Origin of the sequence: Neobacillus bataviensis LMG 21833, assembly GCF_000307875.1 — a bacterium.
Lineage (GTDB): Bacteria > Bacillota > Bacilli > Bacillales > Cytobacillaceae > Neobacillus > Neobacillus bataviensis.
This window is the reverse complement of sequence record NZ_AJLS01000124.1, coordinates 1-20,893: the sequence shown is the minus strand read 5'-3', so window position 1 is coordinate 20,893 and position 20,893 is coordinate 1. Positions and strand designations below refer to the sequence as shown.

Genomic DNA, 20,893 nt, shown 5'->3' with positions numbered 1-20,893 from the left:
CTAATGATGTACATAATCCAACGATTCTGCGGATCAATTAAACAAAACATCTGTTACCGCTTACATTAACTTCATTTCTAACTTGTTTATATTGTTTACCATATCTATAGTTTAGTTAATTTATAATTTTCAGACTAGGGCAGAAAATGTCCATAATTTATCTTTATGTAGTAAGTTTTTGTTCTTTTCAAATAAAGTAGATTACCAGTAGAATAGAGAATAGGGGTTTAAGGGTGTCCCACCTCTTCTCCGGGTATAGTGTTCGAAATCTTCGGGTCTATTAGGCACGGAATTGCAAGGTGCAATGGCTATATTTGCAGTAAATCTAAAAAGAATATTGCAACTAATTGATAAAAATAAAAATAAAAATGAGCTCAATTTAAATAAAAAAGCGACTCAGAAATCACATTTTAATTTTGAGTCGTTTTTTTGGTTACTTCCATAGAATCTTTTTAAAAAATCCAAAGGATCTTCAGTTCCCTTGTTTTAAGGCAGTCGGTTTCTAAGTGTCTCAATAAAGTTTAATGTATATTCCTCCATCGATTTCTTTGCTTCAGTTGCGTTTCTATTTTTAATACAAGTTAAGATTTTATTGCGTCCCTCTATCGACTCTGATGGATCAAACATAAAATAATCAAAAGAATTTAATAAATAAAAATCTGTTAACGCCCATATCTGCATCGTGTTTTTTATTATGATTTCCGAATGAGTCATCATTTGGACTGAATAGTGGAAATTACGAGAATATTTATGATATTCTATTTTACTCCTCAACTCTTCAGGCTTATTTTTGATTTGTAAATGGTAATTTTCAAGTTTTTCGATTTCTTCCCTTTGATGATGGATTGCTGCTAATTCTGCGGCCAAGGATTCTATTGCTGAACTAAGCAAGAGCTGATCTATTATGTTTTTTTTAGAGTAATCAATAACCTTACAGCCAGATTGGGGAATAATTTCAATAAAACCATTGCCTTCTAGCATTTTCAAGGCATCCATAATTGGCCTTCTAGAGACCTTGAATCTATCAATTAATTCATTTACTGATATTTTTTCACCAAAATCCCACTTTCCCGCTAACAAATCCATCCTCAACTGTTCATAAACAGAAATAAATTTCATTTTTGGGGCCTTTGGAAAAGATGTATAGAAATCTTCCATAAATAACTCCTTTGTGGACAATCCTTTATTTTTAAAATTATATTAGGTTTTGTTCACAAATATTTTACCACAAAAATAAAACTCCAACAGATTACGACTAAAGGTTTGGATTATGTACTTCGGTCAAGGTTTTCACTCCTTTTTCATTTTCCTATCCCTTACAAACATCTAAAAATCAATTTCAAATCATTAACCCCCTAAGTAAAGTCTGCGTACTTCAGGGTCATCTTTTAGGTGCTCGGATTTCCCTTGTAAAGCAACATGACCATTCTCTAAAACATAGGAATAGTCTGATATTTCTAAAGCCATATTTGCATTTTGCTCAACTAATAAAATCGTGGTACCCTCAGAGTTTATTTCTTTAATAATCTCAAAAATTTCCTTAACAAGAATCGGAGCAATTCCTAATGATGGCTCATCCAAAAGTAATATTTTAGGATTCCCCATTAAAGCTCTTCCAATCGCTAACATTTGTTGCTCCCCGCCGCTAAGTGTGCCAGCCTTTTGATTTTGGCGCTCTTGAAGTCTAGGAAAATAGGTAAACACTTTTTCCAGATCATGTTTAATCTGTTCTTTATCTTTTCTAATGTATGAACCAGCCTTTAAGTTTTCCATCACCGTTAATAAAGGGAATACCCTTCGCCCTTCTGGACAATGAATAATTCCGGCTTTTACTACATCACTTGATGATTTTTTAAGCATAGGTGAATCTTCAAATAAGTAATCACCTTTTTTAGGCTTTAAAAGTAGGGATATGGTTTTTAATGCAGTTGATTTCCCGGCCCCATTTGCTCCCAAAAGGGAGACAATCGAACCCTTCTTTACCTCTATTGATATTCCTTTTAATGCATGGACATGGTCATAATAGACATGAATGTTATCTAATTTGAGCAATGGACTTATCCTCCCCTAAGTAGGCTTCAATTACTCTAGGATTATTTTGAACATCATCTGGAATTCCTTCAGCGATTTTTTGACCAAAATTCATAACCGTGACATAGTCAGAAACCTTCATGACTAAGGACATATCATGCTCTATTAACAAAATGGTGTAATTCATCTCACGTTTTATTTTTAATAACAAATTACTAATTTGTTTCGTTTCCACTGGATTCATTCCAGCAACTGGCTCATCAAGAAGCAATAATTTAGGTTCAGCCATCATCGCACGAGCAATATCTACCATTTTTTGATACCCAAATGAGAGATTTGATACTTTTTCGTTTGCAAAATGAGATAATTGCATGAGTTCCAATAATTGATAGGCCTTTTGTATGGATTCCTCTTCTTTCCTGCGGTTCGAAGGCAAGTTCAAGGCAATTGAAAATATATTTCTTTTAATCTTTGAATGCAGCCCTGTTAACATATTTTCTAAAACGGTCATCTCTGAAAAAAGTTCAACGTTTTGAAAGCTGCGTGAAATCCCGCATTGAATTACTTGATGGGGTTTTACGGATAATAAATTTTTATTTTCAAATGTTATTTCACCATTTGAAGGAGTATAAAAGCGGCTAATACAATTAAAAATGGTTGTTTTCCCAGCACCGTTTGGGCCAATAATGGAATGGATATTTCCTGGTGTTATTTCGAAGGAAAGACCATCAATGGCTGTTAAACCATCAAATTGCACTGTCACATCATGAAATTTTAACATCCGTTTCAATCCCTCCCCTACTTGGGGGCTTTACCCCAATTTCCTTTTTGCGATTTTTTATTGAATCATATATTGAAACTAAACCTTTCGGTCGGAATAGAATGATGATGACAACAGCAATTCCAATGGCAACATTGGTCACTCCAATATAGGAATCTGTAAAATGTGGTATTACTGTTAATAGGATGGCACCAATAATGGATCCAGAGATGGTCCCAATCCCTCCAACAACGATCATGGCAAGAAGGATTAGGGAACTAACAATCGAAAAGTCATCAGGGCTAACATAGCCAATCCAGTAACTATAGAGTCCCCCAGCAATTCCAGTAAAAAAGGCACTAACCGCAAACATGACAGTTTTATAGAAAGCTACATTGATTCCATTGGCCTCTGCTGCTACCTCACTATCGCGAATAGCCACAAAAGCCCTTCCCATCCCGCTTTTTATAATGTTCTTTAACATCCAGCAAATGAGGAGTGTAAGTCCTGCTATAACGTAAAAAAACTCAGTATCGGAAGTCACTAGCATAGGACGATTAACCGATAACCCAGAATAACCGTTTGTAAGTGACTCCCAATTCAAGGCGATTTGCGGAACGGAAACAGCAAACCCCAGAGTAGCAACTGCAAGGAAGGGACCGCTTAATCTCACAGCAGGAATCCCTATAACAATGCTAACCAGGCCCGTAATTATACCAGACAAAGGCAATGTAAGCCAGATTGGCAGTCCAAACATATTGGAAACAATAGCTACTGTATAACCACCAATTGCCAAAAATCCAGCATTCCCCACTGAAATTTGACCACCGAAACCGACAAGTAAATTTATGGACAAAGAGCTAATGATATAGATACAAGTCATAGCAGAAAGCGTTAAAAAATAACCGGAACCCCCAACAATGAATGGAAAGAATAATAGGAATAAAATTAAAAGGAATAGAAAAATTTTATTTTTTAAAAATGTAAGCAAACCTTATCACACCTTTTTGATAGTTTTTCTTCCACCAAAGATTCCCTGAGGGCGAATATACAAGACAATGACAATAAGTAAGAATGTAAAAACAACCTTAAATTCAGGTCCAATATAGTAGCTTATAAGGCCCTCGATAAGCCCAATAACCAATCCACCAAAAAGGGCACCAGGCAAACTAACAAACCCTCCCAATACAGCCGCTGCAAAAGCCATAATGACAACATCAAACATCATGTTTGTGGTTAGGTATGTAATCGGTGCCGTCATCATTCCGGCAATACCGCCTAGAACAGAACTAACCACCCAAGTCGTCATAAACACTTTTGAAACCTTAATTCCCATTAATTTAGAAGCAGTTATATCTTGAGCTGATGTCCTAATTGCCAAACCTACTTTGCTATATTTAAAAATTAAATAAAATAGTGCCATCACGACAATAGTCAATCCAACTAAAAAGATCTCATTTGGTGTAATAAATACGCTTCCGATGTTCAAAGGCTCTCCCTCTATGGCTACTGGAAAACTAGTTGGCGTATGACCCCAAATCAAACCTGCAACCCCATTAATTACTAAAAACAATCCCAACGTAATAACCATCTGGTTCAAATGATGCTCTGATTGAACCCATTTCATAAAAAATAGATAGATCAAGAATCCTATTATGGCCGCAACAACTAAAGCTAGAAAAAAGGAAATGGCATAGGGCATATTTAATTTTTTTAGAAATTGATAGCTTATAAAGGTGGTAATCATCGCCATTTCGCCTTGAGCAAAATTGACTACTCCCGTTGTCTTAAAAATCAAAACCAGTCCAAAAGCCGCTAACCCGTATACACAGCCAAAAATTAATCCACTCAATACAACCTGTAGCATATAAATCCCTCCCTTGTTGGCTATATTTAGAAAGAAACAGGAATGAGGTACCATTCCTGCTCTTTCCGGGTTATGCTAATAGGTGATTTTCCCCGTTACCGGGTCAAAGGAAATAACATCAGATATTGGCTGGATTTTTCCATCTTCTGCTTTTGTCATAAACAACGAAGTAAGACCATGATGATTTTCTTTAGAGAAAGATACATCTACAAACATAGAACCCTTCCACTTGTCAAAAGTGTAAAAGGAGTCTAAATATTTCTTCCATGTTAAATCTTTCCCTGTACGCTTTAACGCTTCAACAAGAACCTCTGCCTCTGCCCATCCTAACTGGCCATAGCCAATCACCGGGGCATCCGGCCAATCTTTACTGAAACGTTCTTCGTATAATTTAGCGCTTTTATCATCAGCAGACTGTTCAGGATCCACAAGTATATTACTTGATATAGTCCCATTCCAAACCTCTTTACCAGCGAGATTAAATAAATTAGTATCTCCTCCCCCTACATACGTAACCATGTAAGGAATATCTTTTAAGCCAATTTTATACATTGCTTTCTTGAGATTTGCTGCTGGAGAGGGTGTGGAAAAGTCCATAATCACATCTGGGTTTGATTCTTGAAGTTTCTTAGCTTGAGAGCTTAATTCCACATCACTGGTTTGGAAATTCACCTCAGCAACAACTTCTACCCCTTTATACTCTTTAATTGAATTCTTAACGGCCTCATACCCTTCCTTACCTAAATCATCATTCTGGTAGGCAATCGCTATCTTTTTAGCTCCCAGCTTTTCGACGGCATAATTGAGAAAGACTTTTCCTTCTATACCATAGTTAACTGGGTGCTGCCCCAAGACGTTTGGAATGAGTGGCTCCACAAATGGCTTTGCTCCAGAAGCAATCATTGTTATCGGTATTCCCTTTTGTTTATAGTAGTTTAACGCGGCTAGATTGCTGGCTGTTCCGACAGGTCCCAGCATTGTAAATACCTTATCTTCCTCAACAAGACGCTTAGCCAATTGAACAGCTTTAGCAGGCTGGTATTGATCATCATAAGCAATCAGCTTTAACTTTCGCCCATCTACTCCACCATTTTCGTTCACATATTTAAAGTATGTTTCAATTCCTTTTCTCATATTGTCAAATGTTGCTGCAGGACCAGACTGCGGTCCTATATGACCTATAAGAATTTCATCTTTCGTTACCCCTTGTACATAATTTCCTTTATCGTTCTTTGAAGCGCTTCCAGAACTTGCTGAGTTTGAAGAAGAATTACTTGAACATCCCGATATTACTAAAAGGAATGCAAGCAAGAAATGTAAGGTTAAGAACTTTTTCATTATAAAACCCCTCGTAGATTAGAATGGTAAAAATTTATTCTGTAAAGTGTTAATTTGGGTAAAGCACGATGTGGTGGGAAGATTGCGGTTGTTTTTAGTTCAAATTCTAAACTGAAAATCCCATTGTAAACCCTTCCAATTTTATCAAGGATGTAGAATAGTTATGAGGAATGTATGAATTGTTCCCATGGCTAAGATTGTTTTTAAGGGATTCTTTCAAAATAGCAACATTCCGCTTTTATGATACCTTGGGAATAATCTGTCGAGCAATATAATCTTAATTTGAAAATAGAATTATAGTTCTTTCCCCCTTTCAACATTTAATACAACATAATCACTATACAAACCTTATTAATTTGATTACATCACATATACTAATATATTAGTATATGTGTGTCAATATATTCTGAAAAATTTGTAAATTTATAAAGTGAATGTCCAATTTAGATTGAATCCCTTTTATCACAATAAAATATAAAATCCCATTAATTTTATTGCTGGAAGACCACTCCAATGCTTTATGTGGAGTGGTCTTCATTCTTCTTCCATTACTTATGAGTAACAGAATTAAGCCATGCTGAATTAAGTGGTGTTGTCTCAAAGAAGCGTTCCGGTACTGTTGGACCCCACCACAATCTTCCTTTTTCGTCATACTCTTCTTTTGTCCACCCGATTGGAGGTAGATCCGTATCCCTTTTATAATCTCCCGAATAGATTTCGACCCGATGACCATCCGGATCCCTAACATATAGGAAGAATGCATTGGTTACTCCATGTCTACCAGGGCCATATTCAATCGAATCACGGTACCCGGCATCTGCCAGCAGATCCGCTGTTCGAACAACACCTGAAACACCATCGACAATATACGCAATATGATGAAGAGAGGCTTTTTGATGTTTCACTAGGGCTACATCATGGGTCGAAGTTTTGGCTCTTGTCCATGCAGCAAATTTTCCATCGTCTCCGCGAACAAATTCAGAAATACTAAATCCAATTTCTGTCCAATATTCTAATGCCTTATCGACATTTGGCACTCGTAAATTAACGTGATCAATACAAATTGGCGGAATTCCTTTAAAAAGATGAGAATGACGCATTGGTAATGCGTCCACACCACCATTTGGATTCCCTACCTGAATTTGTTCCATAGAATGATAGAATTCAACTGGGAAACCATTTGGTTCCTCAACTTTTAAAGTAGGACCCTTGCCAGGGTGTGGACTTTCTAAACAATATTCCGTTTTAATTCCTAACCCTTCATGTTTCTTTTTCAATACCTCAAGATATTCAGGACTTGACACTCTTAATCCAAAACTACCCAAGGCTGCCTTTGGTTTTTTGGTCAAGATAAGGGTATACCTATCAAACTCATCAATAGCTCTTAAATACAAACTTTCCTTTGTTCTCTCCACTTCAATAAATCCAAGGACATCTACATAAAATTCCTTTGATTTATCTAAATCCGTTACGAAAAGTTCAATTTGCCCCAATCGTAAAATCATTCTATACCTCTCCTTAAAGTATCGCGATTTATTGAAATTCTAATATATTAGTTTAAAGATAAAAATGCTCAAGATTTATTTGCTAACACTTTTGTGTCTGTACTAATTTGGTTTATTAACTGATCCACGAGAGAGTAACATTCTGTTTTGTCATATTTTTTATACTGGGAATTAATTCTTAAAAACAACGGATCACCTGCATAGTATCGTTCATACAGCTCATGACGTGAACCAAAGCTGGACACAGCCAATTCATTTGCAATTTTGTAAATTTGAATTTTTTCCTTAGCTGAAATATCTGCTCCTCTAAAATACTTTTCAATATCTTCCTTAATTGGGCTGTCGAAAACACTAAATGAAGCAGGCTGATACATCAATCCTCCAGCTAAAATGATTTGGAGAATTTCTCGTGAACGTGGGTACCAGCGATTTCCGGAGTTCCGAATGGCACTTAAAGGTCTGAAGTCAGGAATATAAATTCCTTGTTCATTTGGTTTCGCTCCTTCTTCTGCAGCCGTAATGGCAGCTCTACATAATTCAATATACGTCGTTATTTCTCCCATTAAATCTTGCACTTGAGGGAAGACATTTGTATTAATAACTTCTGTTGCCTTCATGGCAAGACCAGCTACAAATTGAAGCTTTGTCATTAAGCGAATAGTGGATTGGTGGCCTGTAAAAAGGCTCGTATAATTTAGAACTTGATTTACTTTCTCCGGTTCCTGATAAATAAACACCCGGTTCCACGGTACAAACACATCATCAAAAACTAAAATACCATCAAGCTCATCAAATTGACTAGCTAAAGGATAATCCATTTGAGATTCCTTCACATATGACTCCCTGGCTATACATCTTAATCCAGGTGCAGACATTGGAACTGCAAATGAGATAGCATACTTATAATCTTCGATATCCATTTTTTGATTTGCAAACGGAAAGACGAGAACTTCATCTGCATAAGGCCCAGCAGTCGCCATCATTTTTGCCCCTCTTACAATGATTCCATCTTCCGTTTCTTTTACAACACCTAGATAAGTAAATTCATCTGGCTGCTTGGACGGCGGCTGACTTCGATCCACTTGCGGATTAATAAGTACGTGCGTTAGAAATAAATCGTTTTTCTGAACATAGCGGAAATACTCTCTAACATTATCTGCGAACTTACCGAAAAATTCAGCATTGGAGTACCAGCCTAAAAGCTGTGCGCTCATAAAATCAGTTGAACGACCCATAAACCCGTAAGATGCTTTCGCCCATTCCAAATGCATTTGGCCTCTTTTTTTCAATTCTTCCTTTGATCGTGGTACCAAAAATTGTGTTCCTTCTAATTCACCTGTAATTGGATCCGTATACAACATATAATCCTTTTTATCATCATCCCACTGCAAATCATAAAGTTTCGCGATAGATTTAGCTGGCGAAGCAACAAGTGGATGGGATGTAGGATCAATAATTTTTTCATCCCCCAGCCACGTTTCAGGAGGGGTATTTTTTAAACGACTTAGATAATCTTTTCCTTTAATTGCCGCCATTACACAAGCACTCCTTTAGCAAATTTTACTTGAATTTCATTAAATTCTTCTGGCTTTTCCCACTGTGGCCAGTGCCCAGCATCGGTAATAATTTGGAGTTTACTGTTAGGAATAAGCTGTTGAAGATATTCTGCATCTTCTACGGTTGCCGTTGGATCATGATCAGACATTAAGATAAGCGTAGGTGCTGTAATTTTGTGTGTCCACTCTGGTTCCCATGTATAATTTTTTCGTACTTCCCACTCTTGTAAAACAACGATATTGTGCACTGCTTCTTTAAATTCCGGCTGTGTATAAATTTTATATCGGGTTTCCACTAATTCATCAGTAACAAAGTTTTTATCATAAAATAAAAACTCTAGTCTTGATCGGACAGTTTCATAGTTTGCTTCCAATACTGCCTTTAAGGTAGACTCTTTAAGTTTTTTCATCACTTCTGGTTTTGCCTTAATATTCCCCGGTGTATTTAATAAAAGTGTTTTTACGTATTCCGGGTGACGTGCAGCGAACCAAGCAGACATCCATCCCCCTAGAGATTCACCGGATAGGTGTACCTTATCAAATGAGAGCGCTTTAATCACAGACAACAAATGATCACTATACACTTTTATGGTATATGGAAAGTTAGGCTTTTCTGTGTATCCATGCCCAAGCATATCCAGCGCAATGACGCGAAAATGTTTACTTAAACTTTTAATGTTTCTTGCATACGCTTCAACATGACCGCCAATACCATGCAATAATATCAGTGGTTCACCTTCTCCTGCTTCAACAATCCGTGTATTTACCCCATCTGCATCTATAAAATATTGCTTGACGGAAATTCCAGATAACTCATTCCAAATACTCACATCATATTTTGACATTTTTATTCCTTCTTTCATTTATAGTAAAAATTAAACCCAATGTTGCTTATCCATTCCAGCAACTAATAGACGATTATTCTCTGTTTTTCCACTCTTTACTTCAACACTTTTTATTACTGTAAAATTTTCACGCTCCTTTAAAAAGGTTTTTAATTTACAATATATTCACTATGCTGACGTTACTAACATACTAATATATTAGTTTGGATGTGTCAATATTTTCTGAAAACTTTTTAAAATAAAATGTTGATCTTACAGCCATAGCTTGTAGGATAGTGCTCATGGATCCAAATCCTACTCCAATAATAGCAGCTGAGGCTAAAAAGAATTGAAAATACCACGGTCATATGGACTGTGGTAGGCCTAAAACTTATACTTTTTAATCTTCCAAAAAAACCAGGCTGACTAACTGGCTAGCTGGTCTTGACATCTATTATGATTAATCGACTTCTATTTCCCCTAAAGCAATTAAAGATTTGATAATCAATAATAATTGATGCATTTCATTCGGTTCGCGAAGGTCTTTTTCTAGTAGACTTTCAATCTTGTTAATCCTGTGTCTTAACCCGCTCATAGACAAGGAAAGGTCCTGCATCGTCTGCTCCAGTTTTCCTCCATTTAATAAAAAGAAGTATAACGTCTTAAGAAGTTCTACTATTTTTGGTTCCTCTGTATTATAAAGAGGCCCTAGTTCCTGTTCTGCAATCATTTTGATCCCATTCATATTTTTGGAGTTAATCAGCACCCCGACAATGCCCAATGATTGGAAAGGAACTATTTCTTTTCTAACTGACAGCCGCAAAGCAATCACGGCCTCTTCATAACCCTTTACAGCGCTTTCAATTTCATTATTCACATTACTTATGCCAAATTTGAAAGTGCCATGAGGGTATCTTTGCATTAAATACCCATGAAATTCTTTCAAGACATCCGTAATTGGTGAATTTTTAACAGTGTCATTGGTCAGCAATAAGATGATGTTTCCATCATACTGGCCTGCTAATATCGTTGCTTTTTTGCCATTAAAATAACGGAAGGTCGTTTCAAATAGGTGCTCTTGTAATAGAAATTCTTCCTCAAGCGAGCCTTGTGTTTTCTTATATTCCATCACCGCAAGAAAAAAAGGCTTCCCCAAATCTATCCCAATAAACTTACCTCTTTTGATTATTTCACTTTTCGGAAGCTTTCCCTCTATTATTTGTTCTAAAAAGTTCCCCTTCATTCTTTCGAAAGACTCGAAACTTGTCTTTTCATTTAAGAGAATAAGAGAAGCTGCATTAGCAAAGCGGTCCAGAAGCAGGTAGTCCTCCTCATGTTTTTCCTTTTCTGCATCCACATATATAAAGGCACAATACCCTAAGACCTCTTTTTGGACCTGAATTGGTGTAATGAGTCGCTCTTGATTTTCCGTTTTAATAATCTTTTTACTAAATGGTAACGGGTTTGCATGTTTCACTAATTGATCCTTTTGCTCATTTTCTCGAATAAATTGATCCATATCTACTTTCAGTTCCAAAAATCTTTCCTCTGATACACCCGCAAATACAATCGTTCGATGATCTGTATCCTCAATCAAAATGGGAATACGCAAATTGTCATATACCATATTAGCAATCGTTTGCAAATGACTCCCATTAATAATTTCTTCCGTTAATTTTTGTTGAAAATCCGCCAAACGCATCACGACATTTTTTTGTTCAAGCAATTGATCATACGTATACTCCAATTCCTTTACAATCGGTGTTTCATTGTAAAAATGGAGATCACTCTCCCCTTCTGCCTCCCATTCTATTTGTCTTTTAATCTCCCAGCGGCATACATCATCACCTTTCCCGACGCAGGCTACCTCCTTCGCCAGAAGCCTCTCTCCGAAAATCGTCGACATAAATCCACTCGCAAAACCAATCAATGTATGACAAACTTGGGTCTTAGATATCCCTAATCGCTTAATATGCTCGATAGCTTCATAGGAATCAACCCACGTTCCTGTTGAATAGAAATAGGTAATTTTATGCTGCTCATCCAGTTCGTATGTGCAGTTATGCTGTGTCCCTCTAATATGGCCATTCTCAATATGCCGAATAGGTCCATCTTTTATTAACTCTTGTAACGATAAATTCGTTTTCAAAGCATCTTTCGCATCATTAACGCCCATTTCCCAGCCATAATGAAAAAGGAACCCCTTTATTCTATCGATCCCGATATTCTTCACTAGTTGCTGTCTAAGAATTCCAAAAGCCGATGAAGAGGTAATGATTCTTCGATCATCCAAAGCTATTTCTTCGCAATGGCTTATTTCGGAAACATTCATTCTCATTCTAACACCTCAATTCTTTTTAAAGAAAAATATGTAAATAGATCAATAAGGAACTAGTCTTAGTTTTCTGAAGTTTATAACTTTAGTATATCAGAAACATTTCTTCAAATGAGGAATAATATTTCCATTTCACCAGCCCTTTGTTTATCAGGATGATATTACGAAACATTCTCTATCAAATTCATTTCCTTTAGTAGTTTATATGCCTAAGACCTTGATTCTCTCCATCAAGCATGTTTTTTGAAGGGTCAGAATACAATCGAAAAAAGACCACTTTTGCGAAAAGAGTGATAATAATGAACCCCATAACCTTTAAAGCATTTGCGATTACCAATGAAATTGATTTGAACAAAATTGCCATTCAATGCAGCATTCCAAAAAAATTCACCTGGGAACAGCCATTAATCCTGAAAGGTGATATTCTATCATCCATTCTCGGTAAGAATGTGGACAACTTTCAATCGGTACTTATTTTTTCATTTGGGAGCCTTGTCTTCATTAACCACACACACGTTGATGAGGTGCAGCGGCTTTTCGCCTATATCCAATCCTTCGAGCCTGAAATTGACCTTACCTATGCAGAAAGATTCACCGATGACTACAACCTTCATTTCAGCGAAACCGAAACAATCGAGTTAACGGACGAATATGTAGTCGTGCCTGAATATGAGAGTTTCTATCCCGAATTAATTTCTACAGTATTGGCAAAATCGGTGGCCCTTGAGAAAACGGAGGAACAGCTCGGGAAAATCCATGATAAGCTTGAAACGATGATTAACCGGCTGGAAAAAGGGAAGCTAAGAATCGGCAATAAGGAACTGGCTCGAACGACCGCGAAAATCGTCCGCCATGAGTATAACACCCTTGCCTATATTATGATTCTTGATAAACCCGACATTACGTGGACAAGCAGCACCGCAGGGGAATTTTACGACAAGATGCTGGAGTTCTTTGAATTAAACGACCGTTATATAATCCTAAAAAGCAAAACAGAAATTCTCTATAAAATATTGGATGGATTCTCAACCATCAGCCATTCCATCAGGGGACTATTCGTCGAATGGATCATTGTCATTCTTATTATATTTGAAATTATCCTCACCCTTTTACAAATCGGAGATTTCCTCCCTTAGATTAAGGTTAAAAAAAGACCTGTCCCTTGAATCAGGTGGCAGGTCTGGTACTTATATGGTAATTTTCTAAAAATCAATGTGGCATTATGGCTGCCAAACCCTAACGAGTTGGATAAAACGACTTGTACATCCTTCTTCTTTGCTGTATTCGGAACATAATCTAAATCAAGTTCTTCATCCGGCGTTTCATAATTAATGGTAGGCGGGATGACCCCTTCCTTTATGGCTAAAAGATCCATCACGGTTCTTATCGAACGGACGGCTGGCTGTGTTCGGATCTGGATTTTTCGTAAGAGCGGTCATATTCGAAAATCCCACGATGGTCATCTCGGTCATGGTTGCTTCCATTCCGCCGGCAAATATCATATCCGCGTCCCCTTATTGAATAACGCGAAGGCATCACCGATGGAATTTGCTCCGGACGCACAGGCCGTCACCGAACAATTGTTGATTCCTTTCGCCCCCAGTTAATAGAAACCTGTCCTGCCGCCATGTCCGGGATAAACATAGGAATTGTAAAACGGATTGACCCGTCTTTGCCCTTTGTCAATAAATCTTCGGTGCTGTTCCTCAAACTCAGCTAATCCTCCAATTCCCGATCTAATCCAAACACCAACACGTTCGGGCTGTACGTCCTCACCGATTTGAATCCCGGCATCGAGGGCGGCCATCTTACGTGCCGCCACAGCGAACCCCATTTTAACTAATTCGGGATGGTTGGACAATCTTCAATTTTACCAGCAGAATTCCATTGATGTTTCGTCATATTATATATAAAATTATTTATTGTGCATATAAATTTTTTTTATAAGGGTTGGTTGAAATAATGAATCTCTATCAGAAAATTTTTAAGGAGTATTGGAACCCCTATGTTGCCATCAGTATTGCCGGCATAATTAGTGCGTTATATTTTGGAATTACCGGGACTGTCTGGGCCGTAACAGGGGAATTTACCAGATTAGGAGGCCACATTTTAGGTTGGTTTGGAGTAGATGTGTCAGACTGGGCCTATTTCAAACTCGTTGGTTATGATGGAACGCCCATTAGCCGAACGGACGGATGGATTGTCATTGGTATGCTCATTGGTGCACTTATTACAATTTTGCTTAGCAACAGCTTTAAAATTCGTGTTCCAAAGCAAAAACGCAGGTTAGTTCAAGGATTTATCGGTGGAATTATTGCAGGTTTCGGGGCACGCCTTGCATTAGGCTGTAATCTAGCTGCCTTTTTCACAGGTGTACCGCAATTTTCCTTCCATTCATGGATTTTCATGCTGGCAACAGCTATTGGAACCTATTTTGGTGTAAAAGTGGTCAATACGAAATGGTGGCGTGGGAAGCCTAACTTACAAAAAGGGGCAGTTAAACCAGCTGCAGCAGTTCAAAAGAAAAAGTCCAACATTCAACCGAAATTAGGATTTCTTCTATTCCTTGTCTATTGTGGTGTAGTTATCTACTTTTTTGCCACAGGTAAGAACATGTTAGCTGTCGCTTCCATCGCAGGTGCCTTTTTTGGTATTTTAATTGAAAGAGGCCAAATTTGTTTCACTTCTGCTTTCCGTGATTTATGGATCAGCGGTCGTGCGGTTATGTCTAAAGCGATTGCCGTTGGGATGATGATCAGTGTCGTAATTACATTCTTCTACCTTCAAAATGGCTCCGTCGCTTTGATTAAGGTGGCAGCACCAAGCACCGTCTTTGGTGGACTATTATTCGGCTTCGGAATTGTCCTTGCGGGCGGCTGTGAAACTGGTATGATGTACCGTGCGATGGAAGGCCAGCTATTATTCTGGGTTGTAGGAGCAGGGAATATCGTAGGTGCTACCGTTTTAGCCTATGGCTGGGATCACCTTGGAATTTACAATGCGCTTACTGCCAATTGGACGAAGGTAAATTTAATCGAAGTATGGGGACCTGCAGGCGCCTTAATCGGAACACTTGCCATGCTGGCTGCGTGGTTTATCCTGTCTAGCTGGTGGGAAAAACGGTTCCGTTATGGTTCTGGTATTAAACAGCAAAAGGCCGCAAAGGTTATTCCTCAAACAAAGGAGGCTTAAAATATGTCACAAGTGATGGATGTAAATTACACCCTAGACATTCGCGGTGAGCCTTGACCATACCCTGTCATTTATGCGCTGGATGCGCTAAAAAACATGAAAATTGGTGAGGTATTACAAGTCATTGCTGACTGTCCGCAATCATTTAGAAGTGTCCCGGAAGAGGCAGTCAAACATGGCTACCAACTCATCACCGAACCGGAAAAGGTTGGACAGGACATTTATTTCTATATTAAGGTTGTAAAATAGGATAGGATCTAGCTGTCCTTAAAAATGGTGCCTGACCCCCTGTGCGTTAAAGCAATAACACATCGGGGGCCAGGCACCATTAATTTGTGCTCCTTTAGCCCTTATTGGCAACCGTTCCTTCAGAAATGATACCTGCCCCCCACTACTTTTATACTTTAATGATAGAGGTCAGGCACTAAGTTTTAGAAGGTAGCATAATTAGAAAAATGAACACATATATTTATATAACATTTCTCTAGAAAGGAGATCTAAGCTTATGGATAAGTGCATCTCTTGTGGTAAGGAATTATCCATTATGGAGAGGAATAGAGCCGAATGCTGGGAGTGCAGAGATACGACGGTAGAAGCCTATACAGAGGAGGATTAAATCGTTCTTATGCAAAGAGATTTTCCTCAGTAGAGATTCCTGTCCCCCAATTGCTTCAAACGTTTCCGCATCGGGAGACAGGTGTTACTGCTCCTAAATTATCCGTCCAAGACGATCTATTTAAAAAAATGAGAATATTGTTGAATCAGCGTCCTAACTAAAGGACTTGTATGCTCCGGTAATTCGCGTCTGTCAAAGAAACCTGCATCAATTGATTCTTTCCCATCAATTTTGATAATGTTGTTTTTTATATCCTTTGAGGTATAGGCGATTGTAACAGGATAGAATTCATCACCGTTTGCTAATTTTCTAAAATACTGCTTCCCTGAAAATACATCCACTAATTGAAGCTGGCCAATTTCAATCCCTGTTTCTTCAAAAACTTCCCTTCTAGCAGCGTCCTCAGCAGATTCAGCTAATTCCATCAGGCCTCCCGGCAGCCCCCAGATGCCTTCGGGACGTTTTTGTAAAAGAATTTTTCCTTCTCCATCCATTACAGCCACAACAGAGCCGACTAAAATGAGCGGTCGATTTCCGATTATTTCTCTTAACTCTTCTATATAGCCCATCTTCATCCCCCAATATTTAGATTACTATTAGAAAAAGCATACCATAAAAAAAGGCGAACAGTGCCAGTCACTGTTCGCCATTTAAAAATGATAGTTCTTTAACCTAGAAATAGGTCAGAAGATAGGTATCGCTCTCCTGTATCCGGGGCCAAACATAGCACCCTTGCTGAAGATGGAAGTCCTTTTGCAATCTCAACAGCAAAATGGGCAGTGGATGCACCGGATGCACCGACAAAGATTCCCTCCTCGGCAGCAAGACGGCGAGCCATCACTTCAGCATCTTCATCTTTTATGAGCAGGATTTCATCAAAAATTTCACGGTTTAAGATTTTCGGGATAAACCCTGGACCTGTTCCCGGGATTTTATGAGGCCCTGGATTCCCACCTGATAAGACCGGTGATCCGAATGGCTCGACCACAAATATTTTTAAATTTGGGATCGATTTTTTTAATTCTTCTCCAACACCGGTAACAGTCCCACCAGTTCCTGCCGTTACTACCAAAGCATCCAGTTTTCCTTCAAAAGCATCTAAAATCTCTACAGCAGTCGTTCCACGGTGGGCGTCAGCATTTGCCGGATTCTCAAACTGCATAGGAATAAAACTGTCAGGGAACTCGCGCGCCAAACGGCTGGCCTCATCAATAGCCCCTTGCATACGTAATTTTCCCGGAGTTAAATAAACTTCTGCACCATAAGCTTTTAAGATTTTCACACGCTCCGCAGTGGCATTGTCAGGCATGGTAATAATACAGCGATAGCCTTTCACGGCGGCTACCATAGCAATACCAATACCTGTATTTCCAGAAGTCGGTTCAATAATGATGCTTTTTCCAGGGATCAGCTTCCCTGTTTCCTCGGCACGCTCAATCATTTTCTGTGCTGCACGGTCCTTCACGCTTCCCCCTGGGTTAAAGGATTCAAGTTTTATATAGACTTCACCACCAAATGGTTCTGGTATTTTATTAAGTTTGACAGTTGGAGTATTCCCTATTAAATCAAGAATGGAGCTATAAAGTTTCATTTTCTTCACCTTTCATCATCATTTTCATAAAACAAAGCAGGGATGCTAAGTGAACTCACTTAGTATCCCATCATTTTTTAGTTAATAAATTGAGTATCGATTAATGCTTTAAAATCTGGCTGATCTTTTAAAAATCTTAGCTCAACAGATGAATTTGCAAATTGTTGAATCACGTCTTGGTTTACATCTTCAGTAAAACGGATGTGTGTCCAAGCCGTATCCATTACGTCCTGGTCAAGTCCTTGCTTTGTAATCTCTTTAATGCTCTGAATAGTAATTTTCTTTGCTTCCTCAGGGTTTTTATTGATAAAATCAATTGCTTCATTTTGTGCCTTTACAATTTTAGCAATCACTTCTTTATCCGCTTTAATTTTCTTTCCACTGGAAACTAAAATGGTATTCGGTAATGTTTTTCCGTAAGAAATTTGGGAACTGTCGACAATAATTTTCGCGCCGGCCTCTTTTACTAATTGAGATGCCCACGGTTCCGGTACAGCGGCTAAATCAACTTTACCAGATTCAAACATGCTTGCATATTGAGCAGGATTTCCGGTTACATGCTTCAATGTTCCGCCAATTCGAGCCGATGAAATGCCGTAGTCTTGCAGGAATGTTTCCATTTGGACATCATGTGTGCATCCGACACCAGGTGTGATAAACGATTTACCAGTGAAATCCTCAACAGAATTGATTCCGCTTTGTTTACTTGCCACGATTGCAGTACCGCCTGATGATGCCCCTGCAATAATTTTAACATCTGCACCGTTTGTAAAATTGTTCATAACCGGTCCTGGCCCTACCAAACCGGCATCAATATCACCGGTTTTTAAAGCGGTCATAAAGGCACCGCCATCAGGAAACGTTTTGTACTCTACTTTCACGTTTTTACCTAATTCCTTTTCATAATACCCTTTTTCTCTCGCTACCATTGCAGGTGCATGGTCGATATTTGGAAAATACCCAATTACGACTTTTTCAGAGCCAGCACTGCTGCTCGTTTCGCTCGAATCGCAGCCAGCTAATAATCCCATACTTAGTAAAAATGACATACCGATGATTTTTGTCTTTTTATTCATCTTTTTCTCCCCCTTATTTACTAGTTTCTAATCCCCAACGGCGAATGACATTTTGTTCGATTCGTTGGAAGAACGTAAGATCTACAATCGTACCAATGACTCCGATAATAATCATAATACCGATGACCATACTCATATTTCCGAAATCGGATGCGTACTTGAGTGTGTAACCCAACCCAGGCCCGGTACTCAAAATTTCTCCTGCCATCAGTGCGCGCCAAGCGAAGGCCCAGCCCAGTCTAATTCCGGTAACGGCATATGGAACGGAGGCAGGAAGAATAACCTTTGCAAACAGATCGAATCCGCCCGACCCCATCGTTTGTGCTGCCCTGATATAAAGAGGCGGAACATTCTTAATCCCAATCCTCATATTGATGGTAATGACAAGTGTTGCCCCCAGTATCACGATAAAAATAACAGAGCTTTCATTTAGGCCAAACCACATAATGGCGATTGGCAGCCAGACAATACTTGGTACACTTTGTAGGGCTAAGATTAAGGTACCTAATGTCTCATCAGCTGTTTTATTTTTGGCTAGCAGGATTCCTAAACAGAAGCCGATAATAATGGAAATAAGTAAACCAATGGCTAATCTTCGAAAACTTGCAAGAATATCGTAAATGAGCGTTTTATCTTCAAAACCTGTGCCTAGTGCTTTCATAACATCAGTCGGCGCAGGCATAAGGGCCGGTGAAACATTCAATATCTTAACAGCGGACTGCCAAATGATGAGTAAAAGCGCAAAAAATATAATTCGTTTAATTGTTCGCTGCATACGCTAATTCCTCTTTTACTACTTTATCAATCTCCGTTTTTAATAAGCCATTAATTTTCTCTTCTAATTTAGCCACTGCCTGTGGATGCGTGCCGCGTGGTCTTGGAATTTTTACATGGATATCCTCAAGAACCACACCCGGTCTTGTTCCCATGACAATGATTCTGTCTGATAGTTTAATAGACTCACTAATGCTATGGGTGACAAAAAGAATTGTCTTTTTTGTTTCAACCCAGATTTTCTCTAATTCATGATGAAGTCTTGCACGTGTCTGTTCATCAAGAGCACCAAACGGTTCATCCATTAGTAATACCTTGGGATTCATTGAAAGTGCCCTTGCAATGGAGACCCGTTGCTGCATTCCGCCTGAAAGCTCATGTGGGGAATGCTTTGTATAGTTGCTCAGCTGAACCATTTGTAAATACTGATGAGCAACTTCCCTTGCTTCCTTTTTCTTCATTTCCTTGCGCAGCGGGAACATAACATTTTCTTCAACCGTCATCCAAGGAAATAAGGCTGGCTCCTGGAAAACCATCCCTCGGTCTTTCCCCGGTTTTTTGATTGGATTCCCACCCAGCAGGATTTCACCGCTCGTTGGCTTCGTTAAGCCGGCAACAATCGATAACAGGGTGGATTTCCCACAACCAGAAGGGCCAAGAATCGAGACAAACTCACCTTCTTTAATATCGAGATTTATATTCGTAAGGACATCACTAGTAACCTTTTGATTAATAAATTGTTTGTTAATGTTATTTATTTGGAGAAACAAATCCTCACCCACTTTACCCATAATTCATATTAATTTAATCGGATTAATGATATTAATTATATAATTTTCTTAACTTAAGTCAAGGAATTTTCAGAAATTTATACTGATACATTCAAATCGAGTTCTAATAAAAATTAGTGAATGACATTTGATTTGTATTAGCGTTTTTTTGCCATCTTTACATATATTAAAAAGAAAAATACTACCTATCAAAAGAAGGTGTTTACAAATCACTGAAATTCAAGATGTTTCCTACGTCCTATCTAAGATGGATCATGCTTTGGCACATAAATGGCTGGAAAACGATATGGTCAAAAAGAATCTGGCCATTAGTTACGATTATTGGTTAGAAGATACGGGAATACCCATGACATTGGAGGAATTTGTCAGCCAATATCTTGAAAATGCCCACTATCTTGGTGGGGTATTTTCACCTCATTTAAACATAAATGACAACGGGTATTAATCAACGTGTTTTTCTTTGTGTGTGATGACATTCTTTGGGAGAGGGGTGACTTTCATACATGAAGGACTAATCACTGGATTTTTATTAAAGGTTAGTCCTTCATAGCTTTGATGAAGGACTAATCCCAGTCTTTCTATTAAAGATTAGTCCTTCATAGCCTTGATGAAGGACCAATCCCAGTCTTTCTATTAA

19 protein-coding genes and 1 pseudogene are annotated in these 20,893 nt (G+C 38.4%); 4 read left to right on the top strand and 16 right to left on the bottom strand.

Features of this window, described 5'->3' with window-relative positions; all coding sequences use genetic code 11:
* Positions 1 to 486: 486 nt before the first annotated feature.
* From BABA_RS17615 to BABA_RS17570, 10 genes are all read right to left on the bottom strand, one after another.
* A complete protein-coding gene (locus BABA_RS17615) occupies positions 487 to 1,158 on the bottom strand; it encodes a GntR family transcriptional regulator (protein ID WP_007086578.1) in 672 nt (223 codons plus the stop codon).
* A gap of 189 nt (positions 1,159 to 1,347) precedes the next feature.
* Entirely contained in the window at positions 1,348 to 2,052 is a 705-nt protein-coding gene (locus BABA_RS17610) for an ABC transporter ATP-binding protein (RefSeq protein WP_007086577.1), read from the bottom strand.
* On the bottom strand, positions 2,036 to 2,812 hold the full coding sequence (locus BABA_RS17605) for an ABC transporter ATP-binding protein (RefSeq protein ID WP_007086576.1): 777 nt from the start codon (positions 2,810 to 2,812) through the stop codon (positions 2,036 to 2,038). Before BABA_RS17605 ends, BABA_RS17610 begins: the two co-directional genes overlap by 17 nt.
* Positions 2,796 to 3,782: a branched-chain amino acid ABC transporter permease gene (locus BABA_RS17600; protein ID WP_007086575.1), complete on the bottom strand. Its 987-nt coding sequence runs from the start codon at positions 3,780 to 3,782 to the stop codon at positions 2,796 to 2,798. Before BABA_RS17600 ends, BABA_RS17605 begins: the two co-directional genes overlap by 17 nt.
* A gap of 6 nt (positions 3,783 to 3,788) precedes the next feature.
* On the bottom strand, positions 3,789 to 4,658 hold the full coding sequence (locus tag BABA_RS17595) for a branched-chain amino acid ABC transporter permease (protein ID WP_007086574.1): 870 nt from the start codon (positions 4,656 to 4,658) through the stop codon (positions 3,789 to 3,791).
* Positions 4,659 to 4,733: 75 nt separating this feature from the next.
* Entirely contained in the window at positions 4,734 to 5,996 is a 1,263-nt protein-coding gene (locus BABA_RS17590) for an ABC transporter substrate-binding protein (protein ID WP_007086573.1), read from the bottom strand.
* Positions 5,997 to 6,544: 548 nt separating this feature from the next.
* Positions 6,545 to 7,501 carry a 3,4-dihydroxyphenylacetate 2,3-dioxygenase gene (hpaD, locus tag BABA_RS17585; RefSeq protein WP_007086572.1) on the bottom strand — a complete coding sequence of 319 codons (957 nt, stop codon included), beginning with the start codon at positions 7,499 to 7,501 and terminating at the stop codon, positions 6,545 to 6,547.
* Positions 7,502 to 7,569: 68 nt separating this feature from the next.
* Positions 7,570 to 9,036, bottom strand: coding sequence for a 4-hydroxyphenylacetate 3-hydroxylase family protein (locus BABA_RS17580; protein WP_007086571.1), 1,467 nt, complete (start codon positions 9,034 to 9,036; stop codon positions 7,570 to 7,572).
* Positions 9,036 to 9,902, bottom strand: coding sequence for an alpha/beta fold hydrolase (locus tag BABA_RS17575; protein ID WP_007086570.1), 867 nt, complete (start codon positions 9,900 to 9,902; stop codon positions 9,036 to 9,038). Before BABA_RS17575 ends, BABA_RS17580 begins: the two co-directional genes overlap by 1 nt.
* A 439-nt stretch (positions 9,903 to 10,341) precedes the next feature.
* Positions 10,342 to 12,219, bottom strand: a complete 1,878-nt coding sequence (locus BABA_RS17570; protein ID WP_157273222.1) for a XylR N-terminal domain-containing protein — start codon at positions 12,217 to 12,219, stop codon at positions 10,342 to 10,344.
* A 296-nt stretch (positions 12,220 to 12,515) separates the two neighbouring features.
* Here BABA_RS17570 and BABA_RS17565 point away from each other — a divergent pair, with 296 nt between their 5' ends.
* A complete protein-coding gene (locus tag BABA_RS17565) occupies positions 12,516 to 13,352 on the top strand; it encodes an RMD1 family protein (RefSeq protein WP_007086568.1) in 837 nt (278 codons plus the stop codon).
* Here BABA_RS17565 and BABA_RS26705 read toward each other — a convergent pair.
* Positions 13,349 to 14,044: pseudogene (locus BABA_RS26705) on the bottom strand (beta-ketoacyl synthase N-terminal-like domain-containing protein); the annotation flags it as partial. The gene BABA_RS17565 and the pseudogene BABA_RS26705 overlap by 4 nt on opposite strands.
* 134 nt (positions 14,045 to 14,178) lie before the next feature.
* On the opposite strand from BABA_RS26705, the gene yedE reads away from it, so the two are divergent.
* Together yedE and BABA_RS26700 are read left to right on the top strand one after the other, a co-directional pair.
* Positions 14,179 to 15,408, top strand: a complete 1,230-nt coding sequence (yedE, locus tag BABA_RS17555; RefSeq protein WP_007086564.1) for a selenium metabolism membrane protein YedE/FdhT — start codon at positions 14,179 to 14,181, stop codon at positions 15,406 to 15,408.
* A 69-nt stretch (positions 15,409 to 15,477) separates the two neighbouring features.
* A complete protein-coding gene (locus BABA_RS26700) occupies positions 15,478 to 15,657 on the top strand; it encodes a sulfurtransferase TusA family protein (RefSeq protein ID WP_268870167.1) in 180 nt (59 codons plus the stop codon).
* Positions 15,658 to 16,140: 483 nt separating this feature from the next.
* Here the strand turns inward: BABA_RS26700 and BABA_RS17550 are convergent, their stop codons facing one another.
* The 5 genes from BABA_RS17550 to BABA_RS17530 all read right to left on the bottom strand — a co-directional run bounded on the left by BABA_RS17550 (position 16,141) and on the right by BABA_RS17530 (position 20,235).
* Positions 16,141 to 16,593, bottom strand: coding sequence for an NUDIX hydrolase (locus BABA_RS17550; protein WP_007086562.1), 453 nt, complete (start codon positions 16,591 to 16,593; stop codon positions 16,141 to 16,143).
* A 98-nt stretch (positions 16,594 to 16,691) separates the two neighbouring features.
* Complete coding sequence (cysK, locus tag BABA_RS17545; RefSeq protein ID WP_007086561.1) at positions 16,692 to 17,615, bottom strand: cysteine synthase A; 924 nt, start codon at positions 17,613 to 17,615, stop codon at positions 16,692 to 16,694.
* A 77-nt stretch (positions 17,616 to 17,692) separates the two neighbouring features.
* Positions 17,693 to 18,691 carry an aliphatic sulfonate ABC transporter substrate-binding protein gene (locus tag BABA_RS17540; protein WP_007086560.1) on the bottom strand — a complete coding sequence of 333 codons (999 nt, stop codon included), beginning with the start codon at positions 18,689 to 18,691 and terminating at the stop codon, positions 17,693 to 17,695.
* Positions 18,692 to 18,704: 13 nt separating this feature from the next.
* On the bottom strand, positions 18,705 to 19,466 hold the full coding sequence (locus BABA_RS17535; RefSeq protein WP_007086559.1) for an ABC transporter permease: 762 nt from the start codon (positions 19,464 to 19,466) through the stop codon (positions 18,705 to 18,707).
* On the bottom strand, positions 19,450 to 20,235 hold the full coding sequence (locus BABA_RS17530) for an ABC transporter ATP-binding protein (protein WP_007086558.1): 786 nt from the start codon (positions 20,233 to 20,235) through the stop codon (positions 19,450 to 19,452). The genes BABA_RS17535 and BABA_RS17530 overlap by 17 nt, the downstream gene beginning before the upstream one ends.
* A gap of 280 nt (positions 20,236 to 20,515) precedes the next feature.
* Between BABA_RS17530 and BABA_RS17525 the strand changes: the two genes are divergently transcribed.
* Positions 20,516 to 20,701: a hypothetical protein gene (locus BABA_RS17525; protein WP_007086557.1), complete on the top strand. Its 186-nt coding sequence runs from the start codon at positions 20,516 to 20,518 to the stop codon at positions 20,699 to 20,701.
* Positions 20,702 to 20,893 lie beyond the last annotated feature (192 nt).

What these genes read in the sequence shown, in the direction of transcription:
- BABA_RS17615 (WP_007086578.1), bottom strand. Translation starts at nt 1,158, where the DNA reads ATGGAAGATTTCTATACATCTTTTCCAAAGGCCCCAAAAATGAAATTT.
- BABA_RS17605 (WP_007086576.1), bottom strand. Translation starts at nt 2,812, where the DNA reads ATGTTAAAATTTCATGATGTGACAGTGCAATTTGATGGTTTAACAGCC.
- BABA_RS17595 (WP_007086574.1), bottom strand. Translation starts at nt 4,658, where the DNA reads ATGCTACAGGTTGTATTGAGTGGATTAATTTTTGGCTGTGTATACGGG.
- BABA_RS17590 (WP_007086573.1), bottom strand. Translation starts at nt 5,996, where the DNA reads ATGAAAAAGTTCTTAACCTTACATTTCTTGCTTGCATTCCTTTTAGTA.
- hpaD (WP_007086572.1), bottom strand. Translation starts at nt 7,501, where the DNA reads ATGATTTTACGATTGGGGCAAATTGAACTTTTCGTAACGGATTTAGAT.
- BABA_RS17580 (WP_007086571.1), bottom strand. Translation starts at nt 9,036, where the DNA reads ATGGCGGCAATTAAAGGAAAAGATTATCTAAGTCGTTTAAAAAATACC.
- BABA_RS17575 (WP_007086570.1), bottom strand. Translation starts at nt 9,902, where the DNA reads ATGTCAAAATATGATGTGAGTATTTGGAATGAGTTATCTGGAATTTCC.
- BABA_RS17570 (WP_157273222.1), bottom strand. Translation starts at nt 12,219, where the DNA reads ATGAGAATGAATGTTTCCGAAATAAGCCATTGCGAAGAAATAGCTTTG.
- BABA_RS17565 (WP_007086568.1), top strand. Translation starts at nt 12,516, where the DNA reads ATGAACCCCATAACCTTTAAAGCATTTGCGATTACCAATGAAATTGAT.
- yedE (WP_007086564.1), top strand. Translation starts at nt 14,179, where the DNA reads ATGAATCTCTATCAGAAAATTTTTAAGGAGTATTGGAACCCCTATGTT.
- BABA_RS17550 (WP_007086562.1), bottom strand. Translation starts at nt 16,593, where the DNA reads ATGGGCTATATAGAAGAGTTAAGAGAAATAATCGGAAATCGACCGCTC.
- cysK (WP_007086561.1), bottom strand. Translation starts at nt 17,615, where the DNA reads ATGAAACTTTATAGCTCCATTCTTGATTTAATAGGGAATACTCCAACT.
- BABA_RS17540 (WP_007086560.1), bottom strand. Translation starts at nt 18,691, where the DNA reads ATGAATAAAAAGACAAAAATCATCGGTATGTCATTTTTACTAAGTATG.
- BABA_RS17535 (WP_007086559.1), bottom strand. Translation starts at nt 19,466, where the DNA reads ATGCAGCGAACAATTAAACGAATTATATTTTTTGCGCTTTTACTCATC.